Source organism: Sphingobacterium sp. UBA865, assembly GCF_002295765.1.
GTDB classification, from domain to species: domain Bacteria; phylum Bacteroidota; class Bacteroidia; order Sphingobacteriales; family Sphingobacteriaceae; genus Sphingobacterium; species Sphingobacterium multivorum.
Map to the genome: position 1 here is coordinate 40,943 of NZ_DBGB01000020.1, position 14,326 is coordinate 55,268.

The window sequence follows — 14,326 nt, forward strand, 5'->3', positions numbered from 1 at the left end:
AGAAATCCCAATGAAAAGAATATTCAATTCGCTGACTGTATTGCTTCTTATATCTAGTGCAACTTACGCTCAGCAACCACAAAATAGAACGACTGCAACCAAAATAGCAGACGTATTGGCACAGCAGCCTGCCGAAGAAAAAGAAAAATTTTTGCTTGCCATGCATGAGTTGGAAGGTTTTTCGTCTGACGACGTTGTCACTTTCCTCAAGGGACTTAAAGCACCGGGAAGCAATAATGCTCCGATAGAATTTGCAGCAAACAGCTATTCATTCTATGTAAATCAACCAGGTAAAGAACAGCATAAAAGAGTTTTTGTTGAAGGTTTGGCAAAATCCATCTCGCAATTGAGTGAACCAACAAATCAGGTCTTTGCCCTACGCCTATTACGTCAATGTGCAGATAATACCGCTATACCCGCTGTCGCAAATTGCTTGGAAAACGATTATCTTGCCGATGCTGCAGCGAGAACTCTGGTATCTATTCGTACCCCTGAGTCGACAGCAGCATTAGAAAAAGCTTTAGCTGCGTCAACGACAGAGAAAACTGCTATTGCCTTAGTTACTGCACTCGGAGATTTAAAGGATAAAAATGCTGAAAATGCTATTTTGGGATTGACCAAAAAATATAATTCGGACGGTTTTCAACGGACAGCATTAATCGCATTAAGCAAAATAGGTGGCACAGCTTCTGAATCGCTGTTCCAGGAAAAACTAACTGCTGCAGGTTACAGCTACGACAAATTTGATGCGGTTGGTCTTGGTATCGACTATGCCCAAGCATTGATCGACAATAAGCATGATCAAGATGCAATCAAGTTTCTGAACAAATTTTTCCAAGAATCCCAAAAAGCCAAATCAATCAACGGTCAAATTGCATCGCTTAAATTATTGACAACTCTTGACCCGGCGAAACAACAAAAGAACTTATTAGCAGCAGTTAAGAGCGATAATGGTGCTTACCGTAACATTGCTTTACAATTACTCGGAAAATACGGAAAGGGCAGCGACGCAAAAAGCTTGCTTGCTTTAGCAAGCAAGGGTACGCCTGAAGTTCAAGAAAGTGTATTGAACTACTTAGCCCACAATGGTTCGGCAAGCAGTTTAAAACTAATCCAGGCGTTAGTAAATAAAACACAATCTCCAGTAACTAAATTAGCTGGATTAAGTGCACTAAATACACTATCACAGGGAAAAGAAACCAATACTTTAATCCAGGCTCTCAACACAGATCAACAGTTCAACAATTCGGTAAAGGCGTTGATCCTATCATCTAAAGATGCAAATGTTGTTACCGATGTCAACAATGCGCTCGCCACGGTAGATGACGACAAAAAGATTCAATTACTGGATATTTTAAGTAAACGTTCCAACAATGCGTCATCCAAAGCTGTATTAGCAATAAAGAGTTCAAATCCTGCTGTCGAAGAAGCGATCAACAAAGCACTTCCCAATGTTGCCCAGGAGTCGGATTTAGAAGAACTATTCAATAGGCTAAACAATACGACAGATAATAAATCTGCCGTTCTATTGCAGCGTGCCATTGTCAATGTGATTCAGTCAAGCACAAATTCAAAAGGATTAACAGAAAAACTAGCAACTAATATAGCGAAATCAGCAGCGCCTAATACCGCTAAATATTTCCCTATTTTTGCTGGGCTTGGTGACGCACAGTCATTGAAAGCTGTAACTGCATACCTTAACAATAATAATACAAGTCTACGGTCAGCAGCAATTGAATCTTTGGCTGGCTGGTCTTCCTCCAACGCACTTCCAGAATTGGTATCTCTTTCCCGAACAGAAAAAGACGATAATCTGTTCAATACGGTATACCGGGGATTAATTAAATCAATTTCTTCTTCTTCGAATACGCCTGAACAGAAAACGTTGTTATTAAGAGATGCATTCAGCGTTGCCAAAACAGCAGATCAGAAAAAAGCAGCATTATCGGTGTTACAACCTACAGGAACATACCAGTCTTTAGTTTTTGCCGCCGACTTAATGAACGATGCACAACTGGGCGGAACTGCTGCCAATGTAGCAATGAACATTGCAATGGACAACAAGTTCTATGGAAAAAAGGTCAGAGAGGTTCTTGAACAGGTAATCGGTAAATTGTCGGGTAGTGAAAGTGGATACCTTAAAGAAGCCGTTGTTCGCTATCTCGCTGAAATGCCCATCAAAGAGGGTTACGTTTCGATGTTCAATGGTAAAGACCTAAGTGGCTGGAAAGGTTTGGTAGCGGATCCGATCAAACGTAGTAAGATGAACGAGAAAACTTTAGCAGCAGAACAAGCTAAAGCCGATGACATCATGCGCAAAGGCTGGACAGCATCCAATGGCGAAATTACCTTCAGTGGTAAAGGAGATAACCTGGCTACCGTAAAAAAATATGGCGATTTTGAAATGCTTGTAGATTGGAAATTGGAGAACTATGGTGGTATAGAAGGTGATGCCGGTATTTACTTGAGAGGTACTCCACAAGTACAGATTTGGGATATTGCGAATACAAGAGTCGGTGCCCAAGTTGGCTCTGGTGGATTATATAACAACCAGAAAAATGAAAGCAAACCATTGAAGGTTGCCGACAATGCTACCGGCGAATGGAATACGTTTAAAATCAAAATGGTAGACGATAAAGTCACGGTTTGGTTAAATGGACAGTTAGTAACTGATAATATTCCTCTTGAAAACTATTGGGATAGAAACCAATCCATTTTCCCTACCGAACAAATTGAGTTACAAGCGCATGGTTCAGTTGTTTATTATAGAGATCTTTTTATCAAGGAATTCCCAAGAAAGCAAATCTTTAAATTGAGCGATCAAGAGAAAAAAGAAGGTTTTGAAGTACTTTTTGATGGAACAAACCTCGACAAGTGGACAGAAAACCAAGCCTATGTCATCAATGACGAAGGTTATATCTGGGTGTATCCAAATGCAAAATTTGGTGGAAACCTCTACACAAAAGAAGAATACGCAGACTTCATTTATCGCTTCGACTTCAAATTGACCCCTGGTGCCAACAATGGTGTGGGAATAAGGGCTCCTCTAGAGGGGGACGCCGCATATGAGGCAATGGAAATCCAGGTACTTGATGATGGCGCAGATGTTTATAAAGACTTGAAGCAATACCAATATCACGGTTCGATTTATGGTGTTGTTCCTGCCAAAAAAGGTCATTTAAAACCTGTAGGTGAATGGAACTCCGAGGAAATAGTCGTGAAAGGAAATCGTATCAAAGTTACACTAAATGGCGCTGTTATTGTTGATGCGGATATCGCCGAGGCAAGCAAAAACGGAACCTTGGATGGCAAACAACATCCTGGACTTAAACGAACCTCTGGTCATATCGGGTTCCTTGGACACGGTACCGAAGTATTCTTTAAAGATATTCGAGTAAAAAAACTCAAATAGTCTTAACTTATACGTAGAAAGGGGATAAGGAATCTTATCCCCTTTTTGCTAATTAGCCTACTTGTTTGTCAAGTGAGAAAAATAACCAAATGATTCCAAAACTTTTGCTAAATTAAAGCCCTGAGGATTCTATTTCAAAATATAATGTTTTATGACTAAAGCCGTAAACTTACTGATTAACAAAAAATTGGAGAGTAAACCTGAAAAGAAAAATCTGTTCAATAAAATCTCCATTATAAAATTAATAGCCGAATTAGGATCTGTATCGGTAAATGACATTGTAAAAAACCTCTATTTAAGCCTGCCTACGGTGAATAGCCTCATTGCAGAGTTGCTGGAAGATGATTTTATCCGTCAATTTGACAAAGGAGAATCTATTGGCGGACGTAAACCCAATTTATATAAGCTATGTGATGGATTGTTTCAGGTGCTTTCGATTGAGCTCCAACGTTTCTCTATCACTATGAGCATAATGGACAACAACCAGAACATTATTGCTGAAACTGTTGAGCTGGATAATGAATTATCTCGCAATGGAGAAAATCTAGCCGCTATCACACAAATCGTTGATCAATATCTTATCGATAAATCAGTTGATATCGAGAACCTAACAGGGATTATCATTGGTATGCCTGGGCTAATCAACGCTGAAGAAGGTACCAACGAGACTTTTTTACATGACGACAATCAATCCATAACAAATTATTTTGAGCGCATATATAAAAAACCAGTCTTCATTCTCAATGACGTCAAAGGCGCTGCTTATGCTGAATTGAAATTTGGATTGGCAAAAAACACAAAAAACAGTTTAATTATCCTAATGGATTGGGGGATTGGTTTAGGAATCGTGTCCAATGGCGAAGTCTATCTGGGACGTGATGGCTACTCCGGCGAAGTGGGACATATGCCCTTTATCGATAATGGCGAACTATGCTACTGTGGGAAAAGAGGTTGTTTGGAAACCGTAGCTTCCGGAATTGCTTTAGTCAACAATGCGAAACAGGAAATCCAGAAAGGAGAGCTGACTAAATTAAACGAATTGCAACCCGATGAATTACAACATTTAACACCAACGCATATTATTGAAGCTGCAAACAAAGGTGATCAATTTGCAATAAACCAGATTTCAAAACTAGGGACAAATCTAGGGAAAGCATTTGCATCCTTGATACAGCTCCTCAACCCCGAATTGATCGTATTGGGGGGGAAAATTGCAAAAGCAAATGAACTGATCACGATTCCGATACAGCAAGCCATCAATTCTTATACCATGGCAATATTGAAGGAACATTGTGACATAAAAGTGTCAAGCCTAAATCTCGACAGCAATACCGTGGGTCTGACAAATTATTTTATCACGAAGTACCTATCGGTTGAATTGCTTCATAAATCCAAAATCTAAAACTGCCCTGTACTCAACAAGACAAGAGTACAGGCTCTTTCTGTCTTAATACCGTGCTCCATAGCGAGCTGTTCCAATGCTGAATTCTCCGCACCAGGATTAAATATTATTCGTTTTGGCTTCGTCGCTAATATATAATCGTAATATTCTTTCTGATTAGGCTCACTAAGATACATTGTCACCGTATCAATATCTGTATGGATATCACCTTTCTTTTCAATAGGAACTCCGGCGGCTTCTCCTCCACTCAAGCCAATATTAACGATAGCATGCCCATGTTTATGCAACATATTTGCGGCTTTATTCGAATAACGTGAAGGATTGGTACTAGCACCTAAAATCAATGTTTTTTTCATCCCTTTTTATATCTTTTGTGTTTACCTGTTGCATGCATACTCAGGGCATGTAGATTATCTTCTTTGCCTTCTCGTTACAATAGGATAAAGAAGATAATCTAAATTCTCAAAGTAGCATCGCTCAAAAATTACTCATCGATGATAAAATCACCATGGTTGCTATAGGCATTTTTACGCAATACCGGCATTCCCATGATTTTATAAAGCTCATCCAATTTGACCAAGCTTCCATTGGTCATATTAGAAAGTAAAACAATAACAATGTTTCTTTTTAAATCTCTTACATAAATATGTCTAAAACCGTGCCACCAGCCTGTATGGTATACGATATGATCATTACCATGCTCAAAGGTACGCCAACCATAACCATAGCTAAAAATTCCTTTTTTGGCATCGGGATATCCTCGGTATGCTGAATCCAATGTTGACTGCTTTAACAATCGTCCATCTCTCAAAGCCAGATCAAAACGATAAAGGTCACGCACTGTACTATAAATTCCTTTGTCACCAAGCGGTCCATCCTGAAAATTTTGCACCACCGATCTTCGCCATACCTTATCATGCCCGATAACGTTGGTCGGAATTTTATCATACACGGCCTTAGAGAGTGCGGCTGTATTTGTCATTCCGGCAACATTGAATACGCTATCTTTCATATACGTCGCATAATCTTGCTTTGATATCTTTTCAATAATGGCCCCTAAGACCATAAAGTTCGAATTATTGTAAAAGAAACGGCCTCCTGGCGCACCATAGCGATTAGGCTTAAATTCGGTCAGCATTTTCATCACATCTTGATTTGTCATTCCTTTCTTGCGATCAGGCCAATGTTCCTCCGAAAAATAAACGTAATTAGGTAATCCCGAGCGGTGTGTCAATAACATTTTTATGGTAATACCAGGATAAGGAAAATCCGGATAGAAGTCATTGATCGTTTGATCGAGACGTAGCTTTCCTGCCTCCACTAACTTCAAAATTCCGACAGCTGTTAACGGTTTAGAAACTGAAGCGAGTTCAAATTTGTCATCTATTTTTAGACTATCCCGTTTTAAGTAATTGGCCCAGCCGAATATATTCTGATATAAGATTTTCCCATCTTTAGCAACAAGAACGTTCCCATTGAATGCAGCTTTTGAATGAAGGTTTTTCATAAAAGCATCGATTTTCTGATCTGCATTATTTGGATTATAGACGAGTCTCGTGCTATCTGCTTTTGCCTGCGCTATTGCTGCTTCCTTCTGTTTTTTCTCTTTTGAACTACAAGCCACTGTAGATACCATCAAAAGAGCGACCATTCCCTTTAAAAAAAATAATTTCACTATACTAAGTCTCCCGGATTTTTGTGTTTTATGTATTGTTTATCAATAAATACCTCCTATTTCCTTTGTTCTAAACAACATTAAATTATTGAAGCTCGTAATAGAAGGACCAGCCTACTGATAATAATGCTAAAATGAAGATTTTAGTATAAAAAAACGAATTTTTCACCACAATAATTGATATTCATCGGATATGTTACCTTTTTTATGTGCGCAGTCTCTTTCACTCTAGCAACGGACAACCTGGGCTTACTTCTAACAAATGGATAACGATGGAAAACTATAGGTAAAAAAACTTTTCCCTATCATAAGATTAACCAATTAAGGCCATAAAAAAAGCCACCTTATTACTAAAGTGGCTTTTAATTCCTCAACTAAAGGATTATGCTAATAATCTTACTGGATTTTCAACCAAAGATTTTAATGTTTGCAAAAATGCAGCTCCAGTTGCACCATCGACCACGCGGTGATCACAACCCAATGTCACTTTCATTACATTACCAGGAACTACAGCACCGTTTTTAACAACAGGAACTGCTTGAATAGCACCAACAGAAAGGATTGCTCCATCTGGTGAGTTGATAATGGATGTAAATTCGTCAATTCCAAACATACCTAAGTTGGACACTGTAAATGTAGATCCTTCCCAATCGGCAGGCTGTAATTTTTTAGCTTTCGCTTTTTGAGCGAAGTCTTTCACCTCTGCAGAGATATGCGACAATGATTTACCATCTGCAAAACGCACAACAGGGACTAATAAACCATCTTCAACAGCCATTGCAACACCAATGTTGGTATGCTCATTGAAACGGATTTTATCACCTTGCCATGAAGAGTTTACGGCAGGATGTTTTTTCAAGGCAACAGCAACAGCTTTTACAACGATATCATTGAAAGAAACTTTTACTGGAGCAACCTCATTAATCTGCGCACGAGCAGCCATTGCATTGTCCATGTCAATTGATACAGTCAAATAGAAGTGTGGAGCTGTAAACAATGACTCTGCTAGACGACGCGCAATAGTTTTACGCATTTGGTTAACTGGTTTTTCAGTATAACGCTCTTCACCAACAAATGTAGGTAAAGTGATTGCTTTTGCTTCTGTTGCAGGAGCGGCTGCAGCTTTTGTTTCCGCAGGTTGTGCAGCAACAGGAACAAATGATTCTACGTCTTTCTTCACAATACGGCCACCATCTGCGGAACCTTTGATATCACTTAAGTTGATACCTTTCTCCTGTGCAATTTTACGTGCTAAAGGAGAAGCTTTCACACGAGAATCATCGCTTGAAGTCGATGCTACCGGTGCGGCAGTTACAGCAGCAGCTGAGTCAGCTTTAGGAGCTTCAGCAGTTTCTGCCTTTGCAGGTGCAGATTTTTGATTTAACAAAGGTGTGATATCAGTTCCTGCAGGACCAACGATCGCGATGATGTCGTTAACCTTTGCCGCTTGTCCAGCTTCAAGGCCAACATATAATAAAGTACCATCAGCATAAGCTGTAACTTCCATTGTCGCTTTATCAGTTTCTACATCAGCAATAGCATCGTCAGATTTAATCGTATCACCAACTTTGAAGTTCCATTGCGCAATGACACCCTCTTTCATGGTATCACTTAACAAAGGCATTGTAATTACCGTACATCCCAATTCCTCAGGAGTTACAGTACTAGCCGAAGATTCTGGACCAGAAACTTCTTCTGCTTTTTTTTCTTCTGTTTTTTCCGGTGCTTTTTCAGCTGCAGGCGCATCACCGCTCAACAATGCTTGAAAATCTTCACCTGGCTCACCTAAAACAGCAATAACAGCATCAATAGCTACTGCTTCGCCTTCTTTAGGACCAATATATAAAAGAGTTCCTTCTTGGTAAGACTCAAAGTCCATTGTAGCTTTATCTGTTTCAATCTCAGCTACTAAATCACCAGAATTTACTTTATCACCAACTTTTTTGTGCCATTTCGCGATGACCCCTTCGGTCATTGTATCGCTCATTTTCGGCATTCTTACTACTTCAGCCATTCTTTATTATATTATCAAGTTAAAGAGTATTAATCTAAAATAAATGGATAGTCTTGTTGTACATATACATCTTTGTACAATTCATCTGCAGTTGGATAAGGAGATTCCTCTGCAAATTTTACAGACTCTTCAACGACCTTTTTCACATCAGCCTCAACCTCTGCAAACCAAGCGTCATCCGCATAGTTGTTTTCTAAAATAGCATGTTTAGTCGACAACAATGGATCACGGTCTTTATACGCTTCAAGCTCTTCTTTCGTACGATATTTAGCCGGATCAGACATTGAGTGTCCTTTGTAACGGTATGTACGAATTTCTAAGAACGTTGGACCTTCACCTGCACGAGCACGTTGAACAGCTTCGTCCATCGCATTGTGTACAGCAACAACATCCATTCCATCAACCGGAGCAGAAGGCATATCGAAACCTAAGCCCATTTTGTAAATATCCTGCATGTTCGTTGTACGTTGTACAGAAGTACCCATTGCATAACCGTTGTTTTCACATACGAAGATAACAGGGAGTTTCCACAACATCGCCATGTTCAATGTCTCATTGAATGCACCTTGACGCACAGCTCCATCACCCATATAACAGATATTTACATTATCTGTACCAAGATATTTTTCAGCAAATGCGATACCAGCACCTAAAGGAATCTGACCTCCAACAATACCATGGCCACCCATGAATTTGTGCTCTTTGGAGAAGAAGTGCATAGAACCTCCTTTACCTTTTGAACAACCAGTGATCTTTCCATATAATTCAGCCATACAAGCATTTGCAGAAACGCCTTTAGCCAAAGCGTGGGCGTGATCACGATAAGCAGTGATTAGAGAATCCTCAGGTTTGATTACTGACATCGTTCCAGCGACTACAGCCTCTTGTCCTATGTACAAGTGACAGAAACCACGAATCTTTTGCTGTCCGTAAAGTTGACCTGCTTTTTCTTCAAACTTACGCATAAGTAACATAGACTTATACCACTCCAAATATGTCTCTTTTGTTATAGGTGTTGAACTCATTTCAAAGTTTTGATTTTCTTACTATTCTAGACTACAAATCTAATAATTTTGGACGAATTTCCTTGCCCAAAAATCAATTTTATTTATACTTTAAGACACTTCTAAGACATTTGATTTAAAGTATATAGCATTTGATTACAAATAAATGAACGGCACAATCAAATAAATCAAAAACTTATGAAAATAAAAAAGCCAAAGAACTTAATAATCATTTGGCTTAATCTATTTTATGCAAACTGTTTGCTATCGAAGTTTTTGGATCAGCTCACTTTCAGTTACCTTTACCTGCTCCCCGCTTTCCATGTCCTTTAAGGACAATTGCCCCGATGCAGCCTCCTCTTCACCGACTAATAACACGTAGGGAATACCCTTCCCATCCGCATAACCCATTTGTTTTTTCAATTTTACAGGAGATGCATAGAGTTCCGAAGCGATATTTTCCTTGCGAAGCTTGTTGAGTAAGCTCAGGGTATAACTTTCCAGCTGTTTGTCAAAATTGATGATCAGGAGCTTGGTAGAATCAGCTTTCCCAGCAGGAAATAAGTTCAACTCTTCCAGCACATCATAAATGCGGTCTGCACCAAAGGAAACGCCTACACCGGTCAGTCCCTTCAAACCAAACATTCCTGTAAGATCATCGTAGCGGCCACCTCCACCGATACTTCCCATGGCAACCTCATTCGTCTTGACCTCAAAGATACAGCCCGTATAATAATTGAGACCTCGGGCCAATGTAATATCCAGATCTATAATTTGATGAAGCAACTTTTCTTCAGCACCTAATTTGGCCACATAGTCAAACACATCCTCAATCTCTGCAATACCATTTAAGCCGACAGAAGAAGTTGCTAAAATCGCTTTTAAGGAAGCAAGTTTCTCATCATTTGAGCCTTCCAATAAAATTATAGGTTTCAAAATAGCAAGATCTGCTTCTGTAAAACCCCTTTCCAACAGTTCTTTGTTGACACCTTCCAACCCGATTTTATCCAATTTATCGATCGCGACAGTCATGTCTACGATCAGCTCCGGTTTGCCGATGATTTCAGCAATACCCGAAAGAATTTTCCTGTTGTTGATTTTGATATTAAAATCTTTCAGTCCAAACCGTTCGAAGGCTTCTTGATAAATCAAAATAAACTCCGCTTCATTCAATAGACTTTCTGACCCGACAACGTCGACATCACATTGGTAAAACTCGCGGTATCTTCCGCGCTGCGGACGATCTGCACGCCATACAGGTTGCACCTGAAAGCGCTTAAACGGTAAAGTAATATCATTTTGGTGCATCACAACATAGCGCGCAAAGGGCACCGTAAGATCATATCTTAGTGCTTTCTCGGTTATATGCGGAATGAGCTTATTGGAATTTTTATCGTGAAGCAGGCTGTCGGGCGCTTTTGTCAGGTAGTCACCCGAATTAAGAATCTTAAAGATCAATTTATCACCCTCGTCGCCGTATTTACCGGTGAGGGTCGTCAAATTTTCAAATGAAGGGGTCTGTATTTCATTATAGCCATATTTTCTGAATACCGTTTTCAGTGTATCGAAAATATAGTTGCGTTTGATCATTTCGGAAGGCGAAAAATCACGCGTTCCTTTTGCCAAAGAAGGTTTTACTACTGCCATATTTGGCAAAGTTAATAAAATCCTTTATTCTACTTCCAGAATTTTAAGGAATTCACAGGCTTTTTCGGCGGCAGATTTCTCGGCAGACTTCTTATTAAAATCACGGCCAAGTCCACAAACAATACCATCCACGACCGCTTCAATACTAAACATCTTAGAAGATTCCCCTTCCGGGTTGTCTGTTTGCCGAAATACAATCTCTTTGCCAGTATGTTGACACCACTCGATCAACCGACTTTTAAAGTTTGTTTCCGTCTGTTCCAATAGGTGAATATCGACGTGCGGTTTAATAATTCGATTCAACAAAAAGCTCTTGGTAAAAACATAGCCCCTATCTAGATAAACTGCCCCAATCAATGCCTCAAAAGCATCACCCAATAAAGATCCTTGTTTATTTGGAAAACTGATCATTCGCGCATCAAACTGGATAAGCTCATTAAACCCCAACTTTCTGGAAAGCTGGTTTAGATTTGCTCTACTGACAATTTTTGAGCGCATTTCAGTCAGGAACCCTTCGTCTTTATAAGGATATTTCTTAAATAACAGTTCAGCCACAACCGAACCCAAAACAGCATCACCTAAGAATTCTAAACGTTCGTTGCTATTTTTTGCGCCCTCTTTAATTGTAACGGCGACAGACTTGTGTCTAAACGCCATCTTGTACAGATGTACATTTCCGGGAACAAATCCTAGCAGGTTTTTTAGTTTTCTAACGTATTCCCGATCTGGCGAAAAATATAATTTATATATCCTTGCAAAAGGCATCTCTTCTAAAAATAAGGCGACAAGTCCTAGTTAAAGAACCTGTCGCTAGCTCATATTATCAAACCATGTTTGAAGGATCAAACATTAAGCTTTATATTTTTTCACAATAACGGTAGCATTATGCCCACCGAAACCGAATGTGTTGCTCAAAGCGGCATTAACGATACGTTTTTGCGCTTTGTTGAATGTAAAATTCAAGTTGTTATCAATTTCCGGATCGTCTGTAAAGTGATTGATTGTCGGAGGGACAATATCATTTTGAACAGCCAATATAGAAGCGATAGTTTCAATAGCCCCTGCAGCACCCAAAAGGTGCCCTGTCATTGATTTAGTTGAACTGATATTCAATTTATAAGCGTGTTCACCAAACAGGTCAACAATAGCCTTCGTTTCACTAATATCACCGACCGGTGTAGATGTTCCATGAACATTGATATAATCAATATCTGAAAAATCCATCTCTGCATCATTTACAGCCATTGTCATAGCCAGTTTTGCGCCCAATCCTTCAGGATGCGAGGCTGTGATGTGATGTGCATCTGCACTCATTCCACCCCCTGCAATCTCTGCATAGATTTTTGCTCCACGTGCTAAGGCATGCTCCAAACTTTCTAAGATCAATGCACCCGAACCCTCTCCCGAAACAAAACCGTCTCTGTCTTTATCAAAAGGACGTGATGCTGTTTTAGGATCATCATTCCGGGTTGACAACGCATGCATAGCATTGAACCCACCAATTCCAGCTTCATTGACTGTAGCTTCTGATCCACCTGTAACAATCACATCAGCTTTGCCCATACGAATATAGTTAAAAGCATCTATCATTGCATTGGTAGCCGAGGCACAAGCCGATACGGCAGAAAAGTTAGGGCCACGTAGACCATGACGCATTGAAATATGTCCTGGAGCAATATCAACGAGCATCTTAGGAATGAAGAAAGGATTGAAACGAGGTGTTCCATCTCCCTTTGCAAAGTTTGCAACTTCTTCAGTGAAAGTTGTTAAACCTCCAATTCCTGATCCCCAAATTACTCCGATACGATTTGTATCTAATTTTTCAAAATCTAAGCCAGCATCTTTAATTGCCTCATCTGTTGACGCAATTGCATACTGGACAAAAGGATCGACTTTACGAGCTTCCTTTCGATCCATAAATTCATGCGGATCAAACCCCTTTACCTCACATGCAAACTGAGTCTTGAATTTTGACGCATCAAAATGCGTAATAGGAGCAGCTCCGCTTACACCATTTATTAACGCCTCCCAGTAAGCTGAGACGGTATTACCAATTGGTGTAAGGGCGCCTAATCCTGTTACTACTACTCTTTTAAGCTCCATTTATTACGATTAGCCTAATTAAATTAGTTAGTTAACGTTTTTTTCTAAATAAGCGATTGCTTGACCAACAGTACCAATAGTCTCTGCTTGATCATCAGGAATAGCAACGTTGAATTCTTTTTCAAACTCCATGATCAACTCAACAGTGTCAAGTGAATCAGCACCTAAATCATTAGTGAATGAAGCTTCTGGTGTTACTTCGTTTTCGTCAACACCTAATTTTTCAACGATAATTGCTTTTACTCTTGAAGCGATATCTGACATGATTTTATAGTTTAATTGTTTAATAAATCTGTGCAAAGAAAAATAAATTTCATCAAAATTCAAACCTAAATTGATATTTAGATGAAAGTCACCATGTTAGGCGACCGAACTTATTCGCGTCTTATACTAGCTAACCCACTCTATATTAACTTAGTTCAAGTATAACAAAAAATATTTTGTATTCCAAACGCTCAGCTAATTAACTCAAATTTTACACAAAAAGTATATTCCTACCTCAAAATTATTAGTACCTTCGTTAGCAGAGGGACATATATTTAAACATTAAAGTGGTCAATAAGTTAGTAGCAAGATTGGATATGGACATGAATGAAGAGTTGGATTTTACCCTACTCGCCATCACCTGTTCGTTGAAAGATTACCGACTCTGCCATTTCATCAACAAGGAGACTAACCTGAATTTTTCCAGAGGAAAAGAAAGCAAGTACGACCATGATGGTCGACAAAAAAACAAAACCGAAGAAGAGCTTGAATATCACATTGTCTTTGATCCAAAGAAAAAAATAAGCTACCACTTCACTGCTTTTCATTACCTTATCGCCGATGCCGACACCGAATATTTCTTGATCAACAATAAGAGCATCGAAGGCACTTATTTAATCCCGGAAAACCCCCACTTCGATTTTTTTATCATCATTAAAAACTACATCTGTGAGGATGACGTGGAACATATTATCAAAAGGATCAACAAATTACCCGAAGTCGTCATTGCAAAAGAAATATCACCAAAAATATTGAAATCTAAAGAAAATCTCATATTTTAGCAAACTGTAGGTTAGTGTAGCAA

The 14,326-nt window shown here is 39.3% G+C and carries 11 protein-coding genes; 3 read left to right on the forward strand and 8 right to left on the reverse strand.

What is annotated here, in order from left to right:
- Window positions 1-10 precede the first annotated feature (10 nt).
- Together B2O97_RS11000 and B2O97_RS11005 are read left to right on the forward strand one after the other, a co-directional pair.
- The gene (locus B2O97_RS11000) at window positions 11-3,412 is read left to right on the forward strand and encodes a DUF1080 domain-containing protein (protein WP_286767392.1); all 3,402 of its coding nucleotides are present in this window, start codon (window positions 11-13) and stop codon (window positions 3,410-3,412) included.
- Between the two features lie 151 nt (window positions 3,413-3,563).
- Entirely contained in the window at window positions 3,564-4,814 is a 1,251-nt protein-coding gene (locus tag B2O97_RS11005; RefSeq protein ID WP_046674854.1) for an ROK family transcriptional regulator, read from the forward strand.
- On the opposite strand, the gene B2O97_RS11010 is transcribed toward B2O97_RS11005, so the two are convergent.
- The 8 genes from B2O97_RS11010 to B2O97_RS11045 form a co-directional block, all read right to left on the reverse strand.
- Window positions 4,811-5,170, reverse strand: a complete 360-nt coding sequence (locus B2O97_RS11010; protein ID WP_070561561.1) for a CoA-binding protein — start codon at window positions 5,168-5,170, stop codon at window positions 4,811-4,813. The two genes, B2O97_RS11005 and B2O97_RS11010, sit on opposite strands and share 4 nt — an antisense overlap.
- A 128-nt stretch (window positions 5,171-5,298) precedes the next feature.
- A complete protein-coding gene (locus tag B2O97_RS11015) occupies window positions 5,299-6,489 on the reverse strand; it encodes a serine hydrolase domain-containing protein (protein WP_070561562.1) in 1,191 nt (396 codons plus the stop codon).
- Between the two features lie 382 nt (window positions 6,490-6,871).
- Window positions 6,872-8,503 carry a pyruvate dehydrogenase complex dihydrolipoamide acetyltransferase gene (locus B2O97_RS11020; RefSeq protein WP_115047021.1) on the reverse strand — a complete coding sequence of 544 codons (1,632 nt, stop codon included), beginning with the start codon at window positions 8,501-8,503 and terminating at the stop codon, window positions 6,872-6,874.
- Between the two features lie 29 nt (window positions 8,504-8,532).
- Complete coding sequence (gene pdhA / locus B2O97_RS11025) at window positions 8,533-9,528, reverse strand: pyruvate dehydrogenase (acetyl-transferring) E1 component subunit alpha (protein WP_046674850.1); 996 nt, start codon at window positions 9,526-9,528, stop codon at window positions 8,533-8,535.
- Between the two features lie 243 nt (window positions 9,529-9,771).
- Entirely contained in the window at window positions 9,772-11,154 is a 1,383-nt protein-coding gene (hisS, locus tag B2O97_RS11030; RefSeq protein ID WP_070561565.1) for a histidine--tRNA ligase, read from the reverse strand.
- 24 nt (window positions 11,155-11,178) lie between these two features.
- A complete protein-coding gene (gene rnc, locus B2O97_RS11035; protein ID WP_046674848.1) occupies window positions 11,179-11,919 on the reverse strand; it encodes a ribonuclease III in 741 nt (246 codons plus the stop codon).
- A gap of 84 nt (window positions 11,920-12,003) precedes the next feature.
- Complete coding sequence (gene fabF, locus B2O97_RS11040) at window positions 12,004-13,257, reverse strand: beta-ketoacyl-ACP synthase II (RefSeq protein ID WP_046674847.1); 1,254 nt, start codon at window positions 13,255-13,257, stop codon at window positions 12,004-12,006.
- A gap of 27 nt (window positions 13,258-13,284) precedes the next feature.
- Window positions 13,285-13,521: an acyl carrier protein gene (locus B2O97_RS11045; RefSeq protein WP_028070665.1), complete on the reverse strand. Its 237-nt coding sequence runs from the start codon at window positions 13,519-13,521 to the stop codon at window positions 13,285-13,287.
- Window positions 13,522-13,808: 287 nt separating this feature from the next.
- Between B2O97_RS11045 and B2O97_RS11050 the strand changes: the two genes are divergently transcribed.
- On the forward strand, window positions 13,809-14,303 hold the full coding sequence (locus tag B2O97_RS11050) for an IPExxxVDY family protein (RefSeq protein WP_236560104.1): 495 nt from the start codon (window positions 13,809-13,811) through the stop codon (window positions 14,301-14,303).
- Window positions 14,304-14,326: the final 23 nt, after the last annotated feature.

Excerpts from the sequence above, each read along its gene's own strand:
- B2O97_RS11010 (WP_070561561.1), bottom strand. The coding sequence starts at position 5,170 with ATGAAAAAAACATTGATTTTAGGTGCTAGTACCAATCCTTCACGTTAT.
- rnc (WP_046674848.1), bottom strand. The coding sequence starts at position 11,919 with ATGCCTTTTGCAAGGATATATAAATTATATTTTTCGCCAGATCGGGAA.
- hisS (WP_070561565.1), bottom strand. The coding sequence starts at position 11,154 with ATGGCAGTAGTAAAACCTTCTTTGGCAAAAGGAACGCGTGATTTTTCG.
- B2O97_RS11005 (WP_046674854.1), top strand. The coding sequence starts at position 3,564 with ATGACTAAAGCCGTAAACTTACTGATTAACAAAAAATTGGAGAGTAAA.
- B2O97_RS11020 (WP_115047021.1), bottom strand. The coding sequence starts at position 8,503 with ATGGCTGAAGTAGTAAGAATGCCGAAAATGAGCGATACAATGACCGAA.
- pdhA (WP_046674850.1), bottom strand. The coding sequence starts at position 9,528 with ATGAGTTCAACACCTATAACAAAAGAGACATATTTGGAGTGGTATAAG.
- fabF (WP_046674847.1), bottom strand. The coding sequence starts at position 13,257 with ATGGAGCTTAAAAGAGTAGTAGTAACAGGATTAGGCGCCCTTACACCA.
- B2O97_RS11000 (WP_286767392.1), top strand. The coding sequence starts at position 11 with ATGAAAAGAATATTCAATTCGCTGACTGTATTGCTTCTTATATCTAGT.
- B2O97_RS11045 (WP_028070665.1), bottom strand. The coding sequence starts at position 13,521 with ATGTCAGATATCGCTTCAAGAGTAAAAGCAATTATCGTTGAAAAATTA.